The 19,812-nt window shown below is 66.8% G+C and carries 20 protein-coding genes; 12 read left to right on the forward strand and 8 right to left on the reverse strand.

Annotated elements, in window-relative coordinates; translation table 11 throughout:
• Positions 1 to 150: 150 nt before the first annotated feature.
• On the reverse strand, positions 151 to 840 hold the full coding sequence (locus tag AC3ITW_RS21330; RefSeq protein WP_489389920.1) for a glutathione binding-like protein: 690 nt from the start codon (positions 838 to 840) through the stop codon (positions 151 to 153).
• A 112-nt stretch (positions 841 to 952) separates the two neighbouring features.
• On the opposite strand from AC3ITW_RS21330, the gene AC3ITW_RS21335 reads away from it, so the two are divergent.
• Positions 953 to 1,573, forward strand: coding sequence for a TIGR00645 family protein (locus tag AC3ITW_RS21335; protein WP_006400856.1), 621 nt, complete (start codon positions 953 to 955; stop codon positions 1,571 to 1,573).
• A 202-nt stretch (positions 1,574 to 1,775) separates the two neighbouring features.
• Entirely contained in the window at positions 1,776 to 2,777 is a 1,002-nt protein-coding gene (locus AC3ITW_RS21340; RefSeq protein WP_100435427.1) for an energy transducer TonB, read from the forward strand.
• 83 nt (positions 2,778 to 2,860) lie between these two features.
• Here AC3ITW_RS21340 and AC3ITW_RS21345 read toward each other — a convergent pair whose 3' ends face one another.
• The gene (locus tag AC3ITW_RS21345) at positions 2,861 to 3,115 is read right to left on the reverse strand and encodes a hypothetical protein (RefSeq protein ID WP_100435428.1); all 255 of its coding nucleotides are present in this window, start codon (positions 3,113 to 3,115) and stop codon (positions 2,861 to 2,863) included.
• A gap of 77 nt (positions 3,116 to 3,192) precedes the next feature.
• Here AC3ITW_RS21345 and AC3ITW_RS21350 point away from each other — a divergent pair, with 77 nt between their 5' ends.
• Together AC3ITW_RS21350 and AC3ITW_RS21355 are read left to right on the forward strand one after the other, a co-directional pair.
• Positions 3,193 to 3,990 carry an AraC family transcriptional regulator gene (locus AC3ITW_RS21350; RefSeq protein WP_012512431.1) on the forward strand — a complete coding sequence of 266 codons (798 nt, stop codon included), beginning with the start codon at positions 3,193 to 3,195 and terminating at the stop codon, positions 3,988 to 3,990.
• Between the two features lie 100 nt (positions 3,991 to 4,090).
• The gene (locus AC3ITW_RS21355) at positions 4,091 to 4,801 is read left to right on the forward strand and encodes a transposase (protein ID WP_100435429.1); all 711 of its coding nucleotides are present in this window, start codon (positions 4,091 to 4,093) and stop codon (positions 4,799 to 4,801) included.
• 23 nt (positions 4,802 to 4,824) lie between these two features.
• On the opposite strand, the gene AC3ITW_RS21360 is transcribed toward AC3ITW_RS21355, so the two are convergent.
• The 4 genes from AC3ITW_RS21360 to AC3ITW_RS21375 form a co-directional block, all read right to left on the reverse strand.
• Positions 4,825 to 6,009 carry an ABC transporter permease gene (locus AC3ITW_RS21360; protein ID WP_100435430.1) on the reverse strand — a complete coding sequence of 395 codons (1,185 nt, stop codon included), beginning with the start codon at positions 6,007 to 6,009 and terminating at the stop codon, positions 4,825 to 4,827.
• A complete protein-coding gene (locus tag AC3ITW_RS21365; protein ID WP_100435431.1) occupies positions 6,006 to 6,752 on the reverse strand; it encodes an ABC transporter ATP-binding protein in 747 nt (248 codons plus the stop codon). Before AC3ITW_RS21365 ends, AC3ITW_RS21360 begins: the two co-directional genes overlap by 4 nt.
• A complete protein-coding gene (locus AC3ITW_RS21370; RefSeq protein WP_100435432.1) occupies positions 6,749 to 8,275 on the reverse strand; it encodes an alpha/beta hydrolase in 1,527 nt (508 codons plus the stop codon). The genes AC3ITW_RS21365 and AC3ITW_RS21370 overlap by 4 nt, the downstream gene beginning before the upstream one ends.
• A 68-nt stretch (positions 8,276 to 8,343) precedes the next feature.
• The gene (locus AC3ITW_RS21375) at positions 8,344 to 9,546 is read right to left on the reverse strand and encodes a GGDEF domain-containing protein (RefSeq protein WP_153676172.1); all 1,203 of its coding nucleotides are present in this window, start codon (positions 9,544 to 9,546) and stop codon (positions 8,344 to 8,346) included.
• A 154-nt stretch (positions 9,547 to 9,700) separates the two neighbouring features.
• On the opposite strand from AC3ITW_RS21375, the gene AC3ITW_RS21380 reads away from it, so the two are divergent.
• The 3 genes from AC3ITW_RS21380 to AC3ITW_RS21390 all read left to right on the forward strand — a co-directional run bounded on the left by AC3ITW_RS21380 (position 9,701) and on the right by AC3ITW_RS21390 (position 12,946).
• On the forward strand, positions 9,701 to 10,186 hold the full coding sequence (locus AC3ITW_RS21380; RefSeq protein ID WP_100435434.1) for a DUF1203 domain-containing protein: 486 nt from the start codon (positions 9,701 to 9,703) through the stop codon (positions 10,184 to 10,186).
• A 233-nt stretch (positions 10,187 to 10,419) separates the two neighbouring features.
• Complete coding sequence (locus tag AC3ITW_RS21385) at positions 10,420 to 11,592, forward strand: lytic polysaccharide monooxygenase (RefSeq protein ID WP_100435435.1); 1,173 nt, start codon at positions 10,420 to 10,422, stop codon at positions 11,590 to 11,592.
• Positions 11,593 to 11,770: 178 nt separating this feature from the next.
• A complete protein-coding gene (locus AC3ITW_RS21390; RefSeq protein WP_006401059.1) occupies positions 11,771 to 12,946 on the forward strand; it encodes a lytic polysaccharide monooxygenase in 1,176 nt (391 codons plus the stop codon).
• Positions 12,947 to 13,036: 90 nt separating this feature from the next.
• On the opposite strand, the gene AC3ITW_RS21395 is transcribed toward AC3ITW_RS21390, so the two are convergent.
• Positions 13,037 to 13,786 (reverse strand): ferredoxin--NADP reductase, encoded by a 750-nt coding sequence (locus AC3ITW_RS21395; RefSeq protein WP_006401061.1) that lies wholly within the window; start codon positions 13,784 to 13,786, stop codon positions 13,037 to 13,039.
• A gap of 84 nt (positions 13,787 to 13,870) precedes the next feature.
• Between AC3ITW_RS21395 and AC3ITW_RS21400 the strand changes: the two genes are divergently transcribed.
• The 5 genes from AC3ITW_RS21400 to AC3ITW_RS21420 all read left to right on the forward strand — a co-directional run bounded on the left by AC3ITW_RS21400 (position 13,871) and on the right by AC3ITW_RS21420 (position 18,899).
• Positions 13,871 to 14,839, forward strand: a complete 969-nt coding sequence (locus tag AC3ITW_RS21400) for an ABC transporter ATP-binding protein (protein ID WP_006401063.1) — start codon at positions 13,871 to 13,873, stop codon at positions 14,837 to 14,839.
• Positions 14,836 to 15,627 (forward strand): ABC transporter permease, encoded by a 792-nt coding sequence (locus tag AC3ITW_RS21405; protein ID WP_006401065.1) that lies wholly within the window; start codon positions 14,836 to 14,838, stop codon positions 15,625 to 15,627. Before AC3ITW_RS21400 ends, AC3ITW_RS21405 begins: the two co-directional genes overlap by 4 nt.
• Before the next feature lie 360 nt (positions 15,628 to 15,987).
• Positions 15,988 to 16,755 (forward strand): hypothetical protein, encoded by a 768-nt coding sequence (locus AC3ITW_RS21410; protein ID WP_100435436.1) that lies wholly within the window; start codon positions 15,988 to 15,990, stop codon positions 16,753 to 16,755.
• Between the two features lie 306 nt (positions 16,756 to 17,061).
• A complete protein-coding gene (panE, locus tag AC3ITW_RS21415; RefSeq protein ID WP_100435437.1) occupies positions 17,062 to 18,000 on the forward strand; it encodes a 2-dehydropantoate 2-reductase in 939 nt (312 codons plus the stop codon).
• Between the two features lie 50 nt (positions 18,001 to 18,050).
• A complete protein-coding gene (locus AC3ITW_RS21420; RefSeq protein WP_202908201.1) occupies positions 18,051 to 18,899 on the forward strand; it encodes an NAD-dependent epimerase/dehydratase family protein in 849 nt (282 codons plus the stop codon).
• A 66-nt stretch (positions 18,900 to 18,965) separates the two neighbouring features.
• Here the strand turns inward: AC3ITW_RS21420 and AC3ITW_RS21425 are convergent, their stop codons facing one another.
• On the reverse strand, positions 18,966 to 19,763 hold the full coding sequence (locus tag AC3ITW_RS21425; RefSeq protein ID WP_100435481.1) for a TatD family hydrolase: 798 nt from the start codon (positions 19,761 to 19,763) through the stop codon (positions 18,966 to 18,968).
• Positions 19,764 to 19,812 lie beyond the last annotated feature (49 nt).

Raw genomic sequence — 19,812 nt, forward strand, 5'->3', positions numbered from 1 at the left:
CAGGTCCGCCCCCGGTGGGTGCAGGGCGGTCGTCCCCCATCCTAACCAAGCCCGTGCGGGAAGGCAGCATGACCTTCTGCCCATGCTGCGCTGCTGGGGTCAGAGCCCTTTGGCTGCAAAGGGATCCGACCCCTGGACCACCGTCCTGGGTCAACGCTGGCCGAACAGGTGCTTGCGCTCTTCGTCGCTGAGCGGCTTGCCGGCGTTGGGGTTCACCTGCTCACGCAGGGCATAGGCGCGCTGGGTCGCCGGGCGTGCGGCGATGGCGTCGTGCCAGCGCTTGAGGTTCGGGAACGCGGCGAAATCCACCGGCAGCTTGTCGTAGGCGCCGATCCACGGGTAGCTGGCCATGTCGGCAATGGTGTAGTCATCGCCGGCCAGGAAGGCGTGCTGGGCCAGGCGCTTGTCCATCACCCCGTGCAGGCGGCGTACTTCGTTGTCGTAGCGCTCGACCGCGTAGGGGATCTTTTCCGGCGCGTACACATTGAAGTGGCCCATCTGGCCGCTCATCGGGCCCAGGCCAGCCATCTGCCAGAACAGCCATTCCAGGGTGGTGACGCGGCCGCGCGGGTCGCTGGGCAGGAACCGGCCGGTCTTCTCGGCCAGGTACAGCAGGATCGCGCCGGACTCGAACACGCTCTGCGGGGTGCCGCCATCGGCCGGGGCATGGTCGACGATGGCCGGCATCTTGTTGTTGGGCGAGATGGCGAGGAATTCCGGCTTGAACTGGTCGCCCGAGCCGATGTTGACCGGGTGGATGCGGTATTCCAGGCCGGCTTCTTCCAGCAGCAGGGTCACTTTGTGGCCGTTCGGGGTGGGCCAGTAATACAGGTCGATCATGGCGGCGGCTCGGGGTGCGGAAAGGAACCTGAAGTCTAGTGCGAGAGTTGGGTTGGCACCGTCACGGCGGGCCGGTAACCTCGCCTCTCCCCCGCAACGCAGCATCCTCCGCATGAGTGCAAACCGCCCGCCGCTCTCCCCGCTGTCCACGCTGATCTTCGCCTCGCGCTGGCTGCAGCTGCCGCTGTACCTGGGCCTGATCGTGGCGCAGTGCGTCTATGTGTTCCTGTTCGGCAAGGAACTGTGGCACCTGATCTCGCATTCGGCCTCCATGGGTGAACAGCAGATCATGCTGATCGTGCTGGGCCTGATCGACGTGGTGATGATCTCCAACCTGCTGGTGATGGTGATCGTGGGTGGCTACGAGACCTTCGTCTCGCGCCTGCGCCTGGAAGGCCACCCGGACCAGCCGGAATGGCTGAGCCACGTCAACGCCAGCGTGCTGAAGGTGAAGCTGGCGATGGCGATCATCGGCATCTCCTCGATCCACCTGTTGAAGACCTTCATCGCCAGTGGTGCGCTGGGTGGCATTCCGCTGTGCACGCCGGAGCAGATGAGCGTGGCCGCCGCCAACATCGGTGTCGCCCGCTGCTCGATGCTGACCCCGGACGGCGTGCTGTGGCAGACCATCATCCACTGCGTGTTCATCCTGTCGGCGATCGGCATCGCCTGGACCGACAAGCTGATGTCCAACAGCCACAGCAAGGCGCACGACAAGGCGCACGACCACTGATGTAACGGCCACCAGCGACGCATTGCCGCTGCCCTGTTCCGGCCATCGCCCTTGTACGCGGCGGTGGCCGGGATGCTAGATTGCTCCCTCGCCGTTGTGCCGGCGGTGGCGTCGGGAAACGTCACCCTGCCGCGCCCGGACCGCTGGTCCCGGCCATGCATATCAATGATTTACGTCACGTCGTCTTCTAGAGGGGAGCAGGATGTCGCACGTCTCAACGATCACCGCCGCGCGCCGGTGGCTGCCGGTTGCCCTGGCACTGGCACTGGCCGCCTGCTCGGGCAAGGAAGAAACCCCGGCGCCCGCACCCGCCACGACGCCCGCCGCGGCTACATCGACAGCACCGGTGGTCGCCGCCAAGGTGCAGTCGATGGGCACCGAACAGCTGCGCGAATCGGCCAGCCAGGCGCTGCGCGAGAACCGCATGTATGCACCGGCCGGCGACAACGCCATCGAGTACTATCTGGCGCTGCGCGACAAGACGCCGGACGACGCCTCGGTGAAGAGCGCGCTGACCGATCTGCTGCCCTACACCCTGATCGCCGCCGAGCAGCACCTCGGCCGTGAGGACTACCCCGAAGCGCAGCGCCTGGTGGCGCTGATCGAAAAGGTGGACGCCTCCGCCCCCGCCCTGCCGCGCCTGAAGGAAGGCCTGGCCAAGGGCGTGGAGAACGCGGCCAAGCGCACCGAGACCGAAGCCGAGAAGGCAAAGAAGGACGCCGAAGACCGGACCAAGCAGCAGGCCGAACAGCAGCGCCTGACCGAGCAGCGCGCCAAGGAAGCCGATGCGGCCAAGCAGATTGCCGCGCAACAGGACGCCGCGCGCCGCGACAGCGAGCGCCAGGAAGCCGAGCGCCAGGCCACCGCCCGCCGCGAGGCCGAGCAGAAGCAGCAGCAAGCGGCCGCCCAGCAGGCCAGTGCCGCACGCCAGGCCACGGCAGCGGCGGCACCGAGCCTGCGCCCGGTCAGCACGCCGGCACCGCGCTATCCGGCCGAGGCACTGCGCGCCGGGACCTCCGGCGAAGTGCTGGTGGAGATCACCGTCGGCACCGACGGCTCGGTAGTCAACGCCCGAGTGCTGCGCGCGACACCCGGCCGCGTCTTCGACCGCGAAGCACTGAACGCGGTCAAGCGCTGGCGCTTCGAGCCGGTCAACGCGCCGGTCACCACCCGCCGCACCCTGGTATTCGCACCGGGCGGCTGACCGCAAAAAAGGGACGGAGGGGATTAAGTCGTTTCTGCCACCTCAATGACGCCAAGGCCCGGCATGTCCGGGCCTTGGCCGTTTCAGCAGACGCCGTCGATCAGGCGTTGCAGCCCCGGATCCCGCGCGGCCAGCACCTGGAACAGGCCCAGCGCATGCAGACCCGGCAACAGTGCGCGCAGGTCGGCCTCGGCGGTGGTACGGAGGGTGGGATCACTGGCCGGGTCCTGCCAGTCGCGGACACTGGCCAGGAACGCGCCAACGCTGCCCTTGCGTACGGTGAGGCCGTTCACCTGCACGTCGTTCTGGTGATCGGGGAGGATGTCCTGTGGCTGCATAGGGAAGCGCTCCGTTGAAGTTGGCTCCAGTGTCGGGGCCCGGACGCGACGTTTCTGCCGTATAACTGCCAATCGATATGGCAGATCAGACAACCACCGTATTACTCGACCCCGCGTTGGCCGATGCCGCCGACGGACCGGTGGTGCTGGCGGCCCGGCTGCGCCAGCACGGTATGCGTCGCACGGCCCGCCACCAGCATGCACGCGGCCAGCTGCTGGGTGCACAGCAGGGGCTGCTGCGGATCGCCGCCGACGACCTACACTGGCTGCTGCCCGCAGGTCACGTCGCCTGGATACCGCCCTTGCTGCCTCACGCGCTGCTGAGCGCAGACGGGTTCGATGGCTGGAGCCTGTACTTCAACGCCGAGGCCTGCCTGGGTCTGCCCTCCACACCGCGCATTTTCCAGCCCAATGCACTGCTGCAGGCGGCGACAATACGTGCGCTGCGATGGCCCCATCGGCCGCTGGATGCTGCGCAGGCACGACTGGCCGGTGTGATCGCCGATGAGATTGCCGCCAGCACGCCTCTGCCGCTTGCCCTGCCACAACCACGTGACCGGCGACTGCAGAAGATCGCCGCCGCACTGGCGCGCGCACCGCACGACAACCGCAGCATCGAGGACTGGGCCACCCGCAGCGGTCTGTCCAGCCGCAGCCTGGCGCGCCATTGGCTGGCCGAGACCCACATGACGCTGAGTCAATGGCGGCAACGCCTGCGGGTGCTGCTGGCACTGCCACGCCTGCTGTCCGGCGAGCCGGTGATCAGCGTCGCGCTGTCCATGGGCTACGACACACCCAGTGCCTTCATCGCCGTGTTCAAGCGCGAGATGGGGGTGACGCCTGCAAGGTATGGAAAAGGGGACGGAGGGGATTAAGTCGCTTCTGCCCTACCCCACACCATCTCGCGGCATCGCCTGATGCCCTCCGCAGTTACAGCCGCGGCACGCTGGTTGCTCCTCGGACCCGTGAGCTCCCATGCCTCGACAAGCACGCCTGATGCTGGCCGGCCAGCCTTACCATGTAACCCAGCGCGGAGTGAACAAGGGGGCGATCTTCGTTGACGATATAGACCGCCAGTTGTTTCTGCATCTGTTGCACGGCGCCTTCCTGAAACACCATGTCGCGCTGCACGCATACGTACTGATGGGCAATCACGTCCATCTATTGACCACACCCTCCACTCAGGTCGGCTTGGCCAACGCGATGCGGATGCAGGGCAACAACTATGTCCAGGCGTTCAATCAGCGGCATGAGCGCAGCGGACCTCTCTGGCAGGGCCGATTCCATTCTTCGATGGTGGACAGTGATGCCTACTTGCTCAGCGTCTATCGCTACATCGAACTCAATCCCGTTCGCGCAGGCATGGCAGCCCATGCGGAAGATCACCCATGGTCGAGCGTGCATGGAAACCTGCAGCGCCGCGATGATCCGATGCTGACGGAACATCCCGCCTTTCAGGCACTGGCCCCGACCAAGCGACAGCGGACGACGCTCTATGCGCAGTTCCTGCGGGATCTGAATGCGTCCGCCGACCTGCCTGCAATCCGCGCCCACAGTACTGCGCAACATCCATTGGGAAATGCGACGTACTTGCAAATGGTGGAAGAAACACTGGGGCGACCGGTGGTGCTGCGCAAGCGGGGACGCCCCCGAAAGGCGGGGATGGGAGAGGCAGAAACGACTTAATCCCCTCCGTCCCCTTTTTCCGGTCAGCCGGAGATCGCCAGGCGCTCGTTGTGGTAGCGGCGCACCGCGGCGAACCACAGCAGTGCGGCCAGGCCGAGGCTGGCACCGAGATAGATGGCCCAGACCGACGGCGTGATGGTCTCGTGGCGGATCACCTTCAACAGCATCTGGTTCTGCGACAGGAACGGCACGGCGTACTGCCACAGCTCGCTCTTCAGCGGATAGGCCACCAGCGCGTAGCCGGGCATCATCGGCAACAGCATCAGCCAGGTCATGTGGCTCTGCGCTTCCTTCATGCTTTTGGCCGCGGCCGACAGGAAGGTCAGCAGCGAGGTGCCGATCATCAGCATCGGCAGCATCACCAGCAGCATCTGCAGCATCGAGGCAACGTTCATGTTGAACTGGCGGCCGATGTTGCCAGGCGCGATCTGCGCGCTCACCTTGAACGCCACCAGGGTCAGCAGCAACGACACGAAGCCGACCACGCAGGCAGCCGCGATCTTGCCGCTGACGATCGCGCTGCGCGAGCCGGGCGTGGCCAGCAGCGGTTCCAGTGACTGCCGCTCGCGCTCGCCGGCGGTGGCATCCATCACCAGATAGGCGCCGCCGATGAACGAGGTCAGCGTGAGCAGCACCGGCAGCAGCATCGACAGGATCATGCCGCGCTTGGCCTCGGCACTGGCCAGGTCCTGGCGTGCCACGTCCAGCGGCCGCGCCACCTGCGCGTCGATGCCACGCGCCATCAGGCGCAGCGCGCCGACCTGGCCGTTGTAGGTGACCAGTGCCGCCTCCAGACGTGCGCTGGGCACTTCGGCGGCACGACGGGTACTGTCCTTGATCACCTCCACCAGCGCCGGCTTGCCATCGGCCCAGTCCTTGCCGAAGTCATCGCTGATGCGCAGCGCCACGTCGATCTCCTGGCTGCGGATGGCCTCGGCCAGGTCCTTCGGCGCCGGTGCGGTATTGAGCCCCTGCGCGGCGAGGAAACGCACCAGATTGGGGGCGTTGTCCGCACCGATGGTGGGAATCTGCAGCGGTTGCTCGATCTGGGTGCGTACCCGGCTCTCGGCCAGCTTGCCCATGCCCAGCAGCAGCACCGGGTACAGCAGCGGCCCAAACAGCAGGGTCAGCAGCAGCGTGCGGCGATCACGGGAAAGATCGCGCAGTTCCTTGCGCATCACCGTCATCAGGGTCGACATCATGCTCATGCGTGCAGGCCCTCTTCGCTGCCGATCAGTTTCACGAACGCGTCTTCCAGGTTGGGTTCGCCGGCCTGCGCGCGCAGTTCATCGGCGCTGCCGTCCGCCATCACCGTGCCTTTGGCGATGATCACGATGTGGTCGCACAGCGCGGCGACCTCCTGCATGATGTGGCTGGACAGGATCACGCAGCGGCCCTCTTCGCGCAGGCCCAGCAGGAAACGGCGCAGCGCGCGCGTGGTCATCACGTCCAGGCCGTTGGTGGGTTCATCAAGAATGACGTTGCGCGGGTCGTGCACCAGCGCGCGGGCGATCGCGGTCTTGGTACGCTGGCCCTGCGAGAAGCCATCGGTCTGGCGGTCGAGGATGTCACCCATGTCCAGTGCATGCGACAGCACTTCGATGCGTTCGCGGATGCGCTCGGCCGACAGGCCATGCAGCTCGCCGAAGTAGGCGATGTTCTCGCGCGCGGTCAGGCGCTTGTAGACGCCGCGCGCATCGGGCAGCACGCCAAGGTGGCGGCGTACTTCCACTGGATTGCGCGCCGCGTCGATGCCATCGACGCTGATGCTGCCCTGGTCGGGGGTCATCAGCGTGTACAGCATGCGCATGGTGGTGGTCTTGCCGGCACCATTGGGGCCCAGCAGGCCGGTGATGCGGCCATCCTCGGCGCGGAAGCCGACGTTGGACACCGCCTGGATGCGGCCGGTACGGGTGTCGAAGGCCTTGTGCAGGTTGTCGGCGACGATCATGGTTCCCATCCGTTGAACGAGGTGAACGCCGGCACATAGCTCAGCGTGTCCAGGCAGCCGGCATCCAGCGCCTTGGCATCGGTCTTGTCGATGAACTGGCCGAGCAGGCGCGGCATGCAGCCGGCACTCAGCGTGCCGTGGCCCTGGCCGCGGGCGACCAGTGCACGGCCATTGGGCAGGCCCTTGAGGACCTGCTCGGCGTAGCGCGGCGGTGTCACCGGGTCGAGTTCACCGGACAGCAGCAGCGCCGGTACGTCACTGCGCAGCGGCATGGCATTGGCGGCTGGCGCCGGCTGGTGCGGCCATACCGGGCAGGCCGCGAAGAAGGCACTGGCCACGTCGTTGCCGAACAGTCGCTCCGGGTCCTCGGCAGGCGCCTTATAGCGCGGCGCATCCTCGCTGCAGATCACCGACCACTGCATGCCACGATTGATCTGGAAATCCATGCTGCGGTTCGCACCGCGTGCCAGCGACGCCAGCGGTGCGTAGCGGCCGTGCGCGGCTTCATCGAGAACCAGCGGCAGCAGCGAGGAATACTGCGGCACATAGGAGAAGGCGAACGCCAGGCCGATCACGCTGTCCGGACTCAACACATCCTGTCGGGTCTGGTTGGTGCCGGGGTCGCGATACTCCACCGAGACCGGCGCACGGCGCAGGGTCTCGACCACGCTGCGCAGCTGCGCGCGGGTGTCGGTCGGGAAGCGTTTGCTGCAGGCGGCATCCTTGCGGCACTGCGCCGACTGCAGGGCGATCGCATCCTCGAACGTCGTGGCGAAGTCACCGCCCACCACCAGTTCATTGGGCACTACGCCATCGATGACGATGCTGCGGGTGTGTTGCGGGTAGGCGCCGGCATAGCGCTGGGCCACGCGGGTACCGTAGGAGCCGCCGACCAGGTTGAGCTGGTTCACACCGAGCGCCGCACGCACTGCATCCAGATCAGCAATCGCCTCGGTGGTGGTGTAGAAGCGCGCATCGGCGCGCCCCTGCAGCGAAGCGGCGCAGCGCTCGGCGTAGGCGCGCAGCGACGCTTCAGTGGGTGCGGCATCCTCGTCCATGGCCAGTTCCTTGCCATCCGCGCCAAGGCAGCTGAGGGGGTTGGAGCCGCCGGTGCCGCGCTGGTCGATCAGGAACACATCACGCTGCTTGCGCACCTGGCGCAGCGCGGTATCGACGATGACCGCCACTTCGCTGGCCGCCTGGCCGGGGCCACCGGCCAGGAAGAACACCGGGTCGGGCTGGCTGGAGCCGCTGCTGCCCGATTCCAGCCAGGCAATGCGCAGGCCGATACGTCGGCCATCGGGCTGGGCCCGGTTCTCCGGCACCTGCAGGGCGGCGCACTGCGCTTCCACGTTGGCGCTGGCGCCTTCTGTAGACAGCGTGCAGGGCTGGAAGTCGATCGTGCCGAAATGGCGGCTGGGTGCATCGCTGGCGCCTTCGGCGCCGGGTGATGGTGACTGGCTGCAACCGGCAAGCATCAGGCTGGCCAACGCTGCGGCCAACGCGAGGTGGTGTCTGTGCATCGTGCTCGTTTCCCCTGGAGGACGTTCCTGGCAACCACGACGGGCTGCCGCGGAAGATGTGACTCAACTTACACGGGCACGGCGTCGTCGGCGATGGGCAGACGCGAAATCTCCGCCGGCGTGGCGCAGACCAGGCGATCGCGGCCCGCGGCCTTGGCCCGGTACAACGCGGCATCAGCCGCTGCCAGCAACGTCGACAGGTCACCCTGGCCCTCGTCCATGGCCAGGCCGATGCTGGCGGTGACGCTCACCGGCCCACTGGCCAGCAATGCAGGGTACTGCTGCAGGCGGGTGCGGATTGCCACTGCCCGCTCCATCGCAGCGCGTTGCGTGCGTCCCTGCAGTACCAGCACGAACTCTTCGCCTCCATAGCGGCCCAGCAGGTGATCGTGGCCCTGCACGCAGTGCTGCAGCAGGTCAGCGAAGTGGCGCAGTACCTGGTCTCCGGCCAGGTGGCCGCAGCGGTCATTGACCTGCTTGAAGTGGTCGACGTCGACCAGCAGCAGGGCCAGCGGACGGCCCTGCCGGCGCGACCGCTGCAACTGCACCTGGCCATCGGCCAGCACCGCGCTGCGGTTGAGCAGCCCGGTCAGGCCATCGGTGCGTGCCGCACGCCGCAGATCGACCAGCATGCGCTCGACCAGCAGCAGCACCATCGCGAAGCAGCGCGCCAGTTCCAGCATCACCCCGGCAATGTAGGTGACGAACATCGGCGAGCCGGTACGCATGATGTCCTCGCCCGCATCGGGTGCCACCGGCAGGAACAGGCGCACGGCGTACAGCGCAGCCTCAGCCAGGAACACCGCCGCCGCGAGCCGGCAGCTGGTGCGCTGCTGCGCCGGTGCATGTCGCAGCAGCAGCCATGCGATCCAGCCATCGACGATCAGCGCGAACACACTGAACACCTGCAGGCGCAGGTGCAGGTTCGGCCAGAGCACCAGGAAGGCGAAGATGCCTGCCATGAACGCGGCCGCGATCAGCAGCGGCCGCCACAACGGCAACGGCTGCTCCAGGTGCAGTGCCACGCCGCGCAGCATCATCAGGCCACAGCCGGCCATCGCCGCATTGCCGGCCAGCACGGCCGGGGCCAGCGGCAGGTAGGGGCGCAGCGCCAGCAGGGTCACGCCCAGGGTCAGCAGCCACAGGCTGATGGTCCACTGGCGCAGCACCGGTTGCCCGCGCAGCACGACCAGCAGCAGCGAGAACCCCACGGCGATGCCGATGCAGAGCAGGAAGCCAAGCACGGTGATGGTGGGGAAATCCAGGGACATGCGGCGCTCGTCGGCCGGGGCGGCGCGCGCATCTTAGCGCCTTGTGGTGCAGTCGCCATGGCGCTGTCCGGCCCGACGTGATGCGAGGTCGGAAAACGGCGAGCATCGCCGCCGATGCCCACGCAGACTCCGCGGGAAACCAAAGGAGACACTCATGCACACGTGGTACCTCGGTGGCCTCGACCACCGCCCCTTCCAGCACCTGTTCGAGAAGAGTGACGCCGCGCTGGCTGCGCTGGGGATCCAGCGTCGCTGGGCCGGCGAAACAGGAGGACACCCCTGCCGGATCGGCCTGAGCGATCCGCCCAGTGGCAGCGAACTGCTGCTGTTGTCCCATGTGCACCTGCCGCTGCACTCGCCCTATCACGCCTCGGGCCCGATCTTCGTGCAGCGTGGCGTAACGCGCTGCGTGCTGCCGCCGGGTGAGGTACCCGCCTATGTACAGCGCCGTACGATCTCGTTGCGCGCCTATGACCAGGCTGCATTGATGCTGGCCGCAGAAATCAGCGCGGGCAGTGATGTTGCCGCCCGGCTGGACGCGCTGTTTGCCGACCCTGCCGTGGCCTTCGTGCAGCTGCACAACGCTGCCCACGGCTGCTTCTCGTGCCAGGCAGATCGAGCGGGTATGGCGCTGACGTAGCAGGATATCCACGACGTGATCGATGCCACGCCTGTCGCGTGACCGCCAACGCATACGTTCAGCCCCACGTGAAGCTGGCGGGAAGGGCTTCACACCCACAGTCACGGATCGGCGCTTCCGTGGTTCCTCAGCCTGCATCGCGACTCGATACTCGCCGTGGTGCCGCCGAAAGTCCGCCGTGCAGCGCAGCTCCTGCGGTCACCGTTCTCTTTCGACGACCACAAGGAAGCGCCATGTCATTCCGATCCACACCGCTGTTGCTGGCCACCTCGTTCGCCGCTGCGGGCCTCTGCCTGGCAGGCAGCGCGTTGGCCCACGGCACCATGACCACGCCGATCAGCCGCGTCTATGCCTGTTTCCAGGGCAACCCGGAGAATCCGACCAACCCCGCGTGCGCCGCCGCCAAGGCCGTCGGTGGTTCGCAGGCGTTCTACGACTGGAACGGCATCAATCAGGCCAACGCCAACGGCAACCACCAGGCCGTAGTGCCCGACGGCAAGCTGTGCAGCGGCAACAACCCGACCTTCCGCGGGCTGGATGTGAACCGCAGCGACTGGCAGACCACTCCGATCCAGGCAGACGCCAACGGCAAGTTCACCTTCGTATTCAAGGCAACCGCACCACATGCCACGCGCGACTGGCGCTTCTTCGTCACCCGCGACGGCTGGCAACCGGGCAGCCCATTGCGTTGGGCCGACCTGCAGGAGTTCTGCACGCTGGGCAACACGCCGCTGTCGGCCGATGGCACCTACAAGCTGCAGTGCACGCTGCCGCAGCGCAGCGGCCAGCATGTGATCTACAACACCTGGCAGCGCTCGGATTCGACCGAAGCGTTCTACACCTGCATGGACGTGCGCTTTGAAGGAAGCGGCGGCAGCACCCCGCCGGCAGCGCAGTGGCAGGACGCCGGCCCGGTCACCGCGCGCGGCGAGCTGCCGGTTGGCACGACCCTGGCGCTGCGCGTGTTCAATGCCAACGGCAATGATGTCGAACGCGTGGAAGCGATCCTGGCCAACGGCCAGACCGCGGCCGCGCAATGGCCGTTGGCGCTGGCCCGCAAGGTCAATGCCAGTGCCCAGCATGCGCGCGTGGGCGTGCTCAACAACGGCGTGATCACGCCCTCCGCCTCGGCCACCGACAACCGCGTGTACCTGAAGAACGGCAACCGCTTCCAGCTCGACACCAAGGTGCCGGACCCGGGGACGCCGTCACCGGGCGGCGATTTCGACCACGTATACCCCGCCGGTATCGGCAGCTACGTGCCTGGCCAGACCGTGGTGAAGGGCAGCGATGGCAAGCTGTATGCCTGCCGCCCGTTCCCGGAAGGTGCATGGTGCAACGTCAACGCCGAAGCCTATCGGCCGGGTGCAGGCGCGGCCTGGCGTGATGCGTGGATCGCGTACTGAGGCAGTGATGCGGGAGGCGGTGCACAGTGCACCGCCTTCCGCCCGGAAGGCTGCACAGTGAGCATCGTGTTGCAGATCGAACGCAGCAGTCATCGATTTCAAACTTGTCCGATGTTGCCGGCCCGCCTGCATGTGAAGACTGCGCGAGGTTTCACACACTTCGCAAAGGAATTCCTGCATGCATCTGTCCCATCGGGCGGTCCTCGCACTGTCCGTCGTCGCCGGCCTGGCCCTGTCCGGCAGCGCCCTCGCCCACGGCACCATGTCCAAGCCGCTCAGCCGCGTGAAGCAGTGCCACGAGGGCAATCCGGAAAACCCGACCAACCCGGCCTGTGCCGCGGCCAAGGCCATCGGCGGCGCGCAGCCGTTCTATGACTGGAGCGCGATCGCGCATGGCAACGCCAATGGCAACCACCGCGACCTGGTGCGCGATGGCGAGCTGTGCAGCGCCAGCATCCCCAAGTACCGCGGCCTCGATCTGAACCGCAGCGACTGGCCGACCACGCCGGTGCGCGCCGATTCGCGTGGCCGCTACACCTTCGAGTTCCTGGCGCCGGCGCCGCACGCCACCCGAGAGTGGAAGTTCTACGTGACCCGTGACGGCTGGCAGCCGGGCAGCCCGCTGCGCTGGGCCGACCTGCAGGAATTCTGCACCCTGGGCAACGTGCCGCTGTCCGAAGGCGGTGTCTACAAGCTGGACTGCCCGCTGCCCAAGCGCAGTGGCCAGCACATCATCTACAACACCTGGCAGCGCTCGGATTCGCAGGAAGCGTTCTACACCTGCATGGACGTGCGCTTCGAAGGTGGCGGTGGCGTGGTTCCGCCGCCGCAGTGGCAGGATGCCGGCGCGGTGACCGCCAATGGCGCACTGGACGTGGACAGCACCGTGACCCTGCGTGTGTTCAATGCCAACGGCAACGACCTGGAGCGCGTGGAAACCAAGCTGGCCGCTGGCCAGACCAGCCCGACGCAGTGGCCGCTGGCCCTGGCCCGCAAGGTCAACGCCAGCGCACAGCACGCGCGCGTGGGTGTGATGAAGAACGGCGTGATCACGCCGGTCGCCTCGGCCACCGACAACCGCGTGTACCTGAAGCCGGGCAACCGCTTCCAGCTGGAAACCCAGGTACCCGGTCCGGGCCCGATCGATCCGGTCGATCCGCCGGGCGGCGACTTCGACTTCGTGTATCCGGCCGGCCTCGGCAGCTACAAGCCGGGCGAGACCGTGGTGAAGGGCACCGACGGCAAGCTGTATGCCTGCCGCCCGTTCCCGGAAGGTGCATGGTGCAACATCAACGCCGATGCCTACCGCCCGGGTACCGGCTTTGCCTGGCGCGACGCCTGGATCGCGTACTGAGGCAGGGCACCGGGGGCGGCGTGATGCCGCCTCCGGTGAGCATTTCAAGGCGCCATGGGGTTGCCGGCCAGCGGCCGGCACTACCCTGGCTTACTTGCTGCTGACGTACTTCTCGCGGCGGATCTGCGGGTTGCCCAGGCCCGCGGCCTTGAGCAGCTCGGCACAGGCATCGACCATGTCCGGGTTGCCGCACAGATAGGCGATGTCAGTGGCCGGGTCCGGGGTGAAGCCGGACAGCGCCTGCTGGACGTAGCCGTGCTGCACGTCCGGGTGCGGATCGGCCGGCAGTTCGCGCGACAGGCACGGCACATAGCGGAAGTTCGGATGCTTTTCGGCGAAGCTGTAGAAGTCTTCGCTGTACAGCAGCTCACCCGGGCTGCGCGCGCCCTGCAGCAGCACGATCTGCACACCGCGCTCGGCCATGGCCTTTTCCAGCAGCGGTAGCATGGAGCGGTACGGGGTGACGCCGGTACCGGTGGCAATCAGCAGGTAACGGGCGTTGTGGTCACCGGGATTCAGGCAGAAGCGGCCGTAGGGGCCGGACGCGCTGATCTGGCCGCCCTGCTGCAGTGCCTCGAACAGGGCCGTGGCGGCGCCGCCGGGTACGAAACTGACCGCGATATCCACCGCCTCGCCCGGGCCCAGCGCGTGGTCGTGGATGGTCGCCAGCGAGTAGCTGCGCTTGGTTTCGGTGCCGTCGGCGTAGCTGAAATGGACCTGGATGAACTGGCCGGGCTGGAAATCCAGCGGCTGCCCATCGTCACGCACGAACTGGTAGTGGCCGACGGTCGGGGCCAGCATGCGGCAGCCGACCAGCTTGAGGGGGAATTGAACAGGCACGACTTTTCGGGACAGTGTGTAGCCGGGGCAAGCCCTCGGGGTCTTCTATAATAGCCCCTCCCCGCCCCTCTCCAGCGCCAGCCCATGGGCGCGAAGGCTTCGAGCTTGGCTTCCCTGAACGATACGGCGCCCGCCCTGCGCGTGCGCGACCTGCGCAAGACCTATGACAACGGCACCCAGGCCCTGAAGGGGGTTTCCCTGGAAGTGGCCCCGGGCGACTTCTTCGCCCTGCTCGGCCCCAACGGTGCCGGCAAGTCCACCCTGATCGGCATCATCAGCTCCCTGGTCAACCTCAGCGAGGGCCAGGTGGAAGTGTTCGGCAGCGACCTGGTGCGCAACCGCAGCGCCACCATGCGCCTGATCGGGCTGGTGCCGCAGGAAATCAACTTCAACCTGTTCGAAAAGCCCTTCGACATCCTGGTGAACTACGCCGGTTTCTATGGCGTGCCGCGCGAGGAAGCCGAGCAGCGTGCCGAAGAGGAACTCAAGCGCGCCCACCTGTGGGAAAAGGCGCAGGTGATGAGCCGCACGCTGTCCGGCGGTATGAAGCGCCGGCTGATGATCGCCCGCGCGATGATGACCCGCCCGCGCCTGCTGATCCTGGACGAGCCGACCGCCGGCGTGGACATCGAGATCCGCCGCGACATGTGGCGCGTGCTGAAGGAGATCAATGCCGCCGGCACCACGATCATCCTCACCACGCACTATCTGGAAGAAGCCGAGTACCTGTGCCGCCACCTGGCGATCATCAACCACGGCCAGATCGTCGAGCAGGGACCGATGCGCACCCTGCTGGCCAAGCTGGACGTGGAAGGCTTCCTGCTGGACATCGACGGTGACCTGCCGGCGCAGCTGCCGGTGATCGAGGGCGCGACGCTGACCGCGCCGGACCCGCACACGCTGGACATCGACATGCCGCGCGCGATGGACCTCAACCGCGTGTTCGCCACGCTCAACGAGGCCGGTATCCGCGTGCGTTCGATGCGTACCAAGAGCAACCGCCTGGAGGAGCTGTTCGTGCGCCTCACCGGCAACCTGGAGAAACCCGCATGAGCACCACCGAGCTGACCGACGGCCAGCGCAACCGCGTCGCACTGATGACCATCGTGCGCCGCGAAGTCGCCCGCATCATGCGCATCTGGGGCCAGACCCTGGTACCGCCTGCGATCACCATGACCCTGTACTTCCTGATCTTCGGCGGCCTGATCGGCTCGCGCGTGGGTGACATGGGCGGCTACAGCTACATGCAGTTCATCGTGCCGGGCCTGGTGATGATGAGCGTGATCCAGAACAGCTACGGCAACATCAGCTCCTCGTTCTTCGGCGCCAAGTTCGGCCGCCACGTGGAAGAGCTGCTGGTCAGCCCGATGCCGAACTGGGTGATCCTGTGGGGCTATGTGGCCGGTGCGGTGCTGCGAGGCCTGATGGTGGGCGTGATCGTGCTGATCATCGCGATGTTCTTCACCCCGGTGCGCATTCCGCATCCGCTGGTGACGCTGACCACGGTGATCCTGGGTGCGACGATCTTCTCGCTGGCCGGCTTCATCAATGCGGTGTACGCGAAGAAGTTCGATGACGTGGCGATCGTGCCGACCTTCATCCTGACCCCGCTGACCTATCTGGGTGGCGTGTTCTATTCGGTGAAGCTGCTGCCGGGCTGGGCCGAGGCGGCGACGCATGCGAATCCGATCTTCTACATGGTCAATGCGTTCCGCTATGGCCTGCTGGGCAGCAGCGATGTGCCGGTGGTGGTGGCGTATGCGCTGATGATCGGCTTCGTGGTGGTGCTGACGGCGCTGGCGCTGTGGCTGCTGCGTCGCGGCGTGGGCATGCGCAGCTGAGGGTTGCCTGCAGGGCCTGCGGCCCTGCACCCGCCGAATCAACGTCAACGTCAACTTCTACGGCAACGTCAAAAGCTGGCATTCCGTGGGTTGGCGGGGTGGATCCGGTTGCGGGGGACGCTGCAAGTACGTCCATGTAAGCTCGGTCGCCGCATCCATGCGGCTCACGCCCCCGCAACCGGACCCACCCCGCCTTCGACAGGTTTCTGCGATCTGTCGGGACAGCGTTCTCCGCTGCTGCTGGTAGGTGTCGACCTTGGTCGACACGGTAGATCCATGCCATGCGTGGATGAAGCGTTCCCTGTAGAGCCAAGCCGATGCTTGGCTCTTTTCGTTTCGGATTACGGCTAGGCTGTGGCGATGAAGATCACTTCCATTCCGTTGGACAAGGCCGTGTCGGATGGTCCGATCGATGCGTTCAGCCACGTCCTGCTGAGCGATTCGCCTACGCTGGATGAGGTGCTGGGTTGCCTGGCCTCGCTGCAGGCGGCTGATCCCCTTCATCGTTATCTATGCACGCTCGACGATGTCGGCCAGTGCCGCTACACCAGCATGCACGCGTCCGACGACGAGCGCATCGCGCTGTACGAGGACGAAGACCCGGCGACGCCGGAAGATGCGCTGGCGGCACGCGGGCGGTTGCTGGCGCACGTCGTCGCGCAGCTTGAGCATTCCACGCATCGGCTGCAGTGGACAGCGCTGGCGGGTACGTTGATGTGCAGCGACGAAGACATCGAGGCGCTGGTCGCCGCCAATGCGAAGCCGGATCTCATCATCGATGACGTGGTCTGCGTGCAGCAGGTACCCGTGGCCCGCGATGACCTGCTGATTGCCGCCCTGCCCAACGGCTACTTCAGCGCGGACTGGGACCTCTTCCAGAACCACGCCCTGATCCGGCACCTTCAGCAGCGATACGGCTACCGCCTGTTCGGACTCGGTGCGTCGTGGCTCGGCTTCCAGCGCGACCGCGCACCGTCACTTGCAGAAACGGACGCGTTGGTCGCTGACCTTCAGCGCGTCTACGCTGCCGGAACGCACGACACGTGGGCACAACTGGCTGCAACGCTGGCCACCCGCACCACACTGCTATTGGGCTACACCGAAGACTTCAGCGAACAGCTGCCCTGAGCACCGCTCCACACGAGCGAGCGCAGCGAGCGACCCGCTTCCGCCTTCGCTTTTGATCTGTTTTCCGTGGTGGCCGCGCCCGGAACATGTCCGTGGCCGGGCGGGTAGGTTGCGCAGGGGCGTGAGCCGCATGGATGCGGCGACCGAGCTTACAGGGACGTACTTGCAGCGTCCCCTGCGCGGCCTACCCGCCCGGCCTACCCCAATGAACAGTGCTTTCCGCGAACCACCACGAGGGGCTCCGCCGTTGGCCGCAATCTCCGGCACAATCGCACTCCTGATTCCCCAGAAAACGGTGAACGTGCAATGCGCATCCTGATCCTCGGCGCCGGCGGTACCGGCGGTTACTTCGGCGGTCGCCTGGCTCAGGCTGGCGTGGACGTGACCTTCCTGGTGCGCCCCGCACGCGCCGCCCAGCTGGACCGCGACGGCCTGGTCATCCGCAGTCCGCTCGGCGACGCCAGCTTCCCGGTGCAGCACGTCACCGCCGACGCCCTGCCCGCGCTTGCCGCACAGAAGCCGTTCGATCTGGTCATCCTCAGCTGCAAGGCCTACGACCTGGACAGCTCGATCGATGCCATCGCGCCGGCAGTCGGTGCGAACACCACCGTGCTGCCGATCCTCAACGGCCTGCATCACTACAACGCGCTGGACCTGCGCTTCGGCCGCGACGCCGTGCTCGGCGGCCTGTGCTTCATCAGTGCCACCAAGGCCCCCGACGGCGCCGTGCTGCACTTGGGCAAGCCGGCCAAGCTCACCTTCGGCGAACGCGATGGCGGTGCGATCTCCACGCGCGTGCGTGCCTTCGCCGCCGCCTGTGCGCAGGCCAACCTCGATCACCTGGCCAGCGAGCATATCGGCCAGGAACAGTGGATCAAGTACACCTTCCTGACCGCACTGGCCGCCGCTACCTGCCTGCTGCGTGCGGATATCGGCACCATCGTCGCCACCGATGATGGCGAAGCCATCGTGCGTGGCCTGTACGACGAGTGCCTGGCCGTGGCCGAAGCCGCCGGTGAGCCGATTCCCGATGCCGCGCAGGACACCGCCCGCGGCACCCTGACCCAGGCCGGTTCGGCGTTGAAGGCCTCGATGCTGCGTGATCTGGAAGCCGGCCAGCAGGTAGAGGCCGAACAGATCGTCGGCGACATGCTGGCGCGCGCGCGCAAGGCCGACCAGGAAGGCCTGTTGCTGCAGGTCGCCTACAGCAGCCTGCAGGCCTACCAGGCACTGCGCGGCGCGTGAGCGATACGACGCAGGCCAACGCCCTGCCCGCGCGGGTGCTGATCCTCGGCATGGGCTGGAGCGGGTGCGTGCTGGCCACGCATCTGCGGGCGTTGGGCGTACGCGTGGTCGGGACGGTGCGCGACCCGGCGTCGGCACCGCACGATGGCCTGCTGCGCCATCAGCTACGTGCCGACGCCACGCCATCGACGGCCCTGCTCGATGAGATCGCGCAGGCCGAGGCCGTGCTGTGCAGCGTGCCACCCGACGCCGAGGGTGACCCGGCGCTGAGTCTGCTGCTGCCGGCACTGCAGGAAAGTCCGCCACTTCGCTGGGTGGGCTATCTGTCATCCACGTCGGTCTATGCCGATCGGGCCGGCGGCTGGATCAACGAAACCAGCGTGGCCGATGCTACTGAAACGACCGGCATGCAACGCAGACGCGCCGAGGACCAGTGGCGTGCGCTGGCGGAGCAGCGCGGTATCGCCTCGGCGGTATTCCGCCTGCCCGGACTGTATGGACCGGGGCGCAATGCCCTGCTGCAGCTGGCACAGGGACGTGCGCGCCACGTGGTGCGTCCTGGATTGGTGTTCAACCGCCTGCACGTGCAGGATCTGGCGGCGGTGATCATCGCCGCGATGCGGCGACCCGCCTTGAATGGCCTGTACCTGCCCAGCGACGACGAACCCGCACCGCCGCAGGATGTGCTCGCATATGCCGCGCAGCTGGGCGGCTTCGCGATGCCGCCTGCAATGGCGTGGGATGACCCGGCAGTAAGCCCGACGCTGCGGCGCTTCTACGAGAGCAGCAAGCGCATCGACAGCACCGGTACGCGCGGGGCACTGGGCTGGGAGCCGAGCTTCCCGACGTATCGGGAAGGGCTGCGGGCGCTGGCCGCTTCGCAACCTTGCGGCATCTGATGCGGTAGTGCCGGCCGCTGGCCGGCAATCAAGATGTGCTGCCGGCCAGCGGCCGGCACTACCCGATCAACCCGCGTCGGGCAGGTGGAAGAACGTACGCGTCGCCGCAGTCGCATTGGCTGCGGTTACCACCACCTCTTCGCCACGGTCGCGCGCCAGTTCCTCGACGATGTGCGAGAGGAACATCGGTTCGTTGCGGCGGTCCTTCGGCATCGGCTTCAACGTGCGCGGCAGCAGGTACGGTGCGTCGGTCTCGATCATCAACCTGTTGGCCGGGATGTTCTTCACTAGTTCGCGCAGGTGCGCGCCACGGCGTTCGTCGCACAACCAGCCGGTGATACCGATGTACCAATCCTGGTCCAGGTAGTCGAACAGCTCGTCACGCTCACCGGTGAAGCAATGCACCACCGCCGGGCCGATGCGACCTTCGAAGTTCTTCATCTGTGCCATGAAATCGGCATGCGCGTCGCGCTGGTGCAGGAACAGGGGCTTGCCATTGTCCGCGGCCAGCTGCAGCTGGCGCTCGAACGCACGGTGCTGGGCCGGGCGCGGCGAGAAGTCACGGAAGTAGTCCAGCCCGCACTCGCCCACCGCCACCACTTCCGGGTGCGCATGCAGCGCGCGCATCTCGGCATCGCATTCCTCGGTGTATTCCACAGCGTGGTGCGGGTGCACGCCGGCGGTGGCATACAGGAAACCAGGATGCTGCTGCGCCAGCTGCACGGCCAGCGGCGAGTGCTCGCGGCTGGCGCCGGTAATGACCATCTGCACCACGCCGGCCTGCCGTGCGCGGTCCAGCACGGCGTCGCGGTCACGGTCGAAGGAGTCGTGGGTCAGGTTGGCGCCGATATCGATCAGGTGCATGGTCATCGCGGGGGAAAAGTGCCCGCGCATTGTACCTGCGGCTGCCGTG

Source organism: Stenotrophomonas sp. KH_052 (assembly GCF_057838755.1).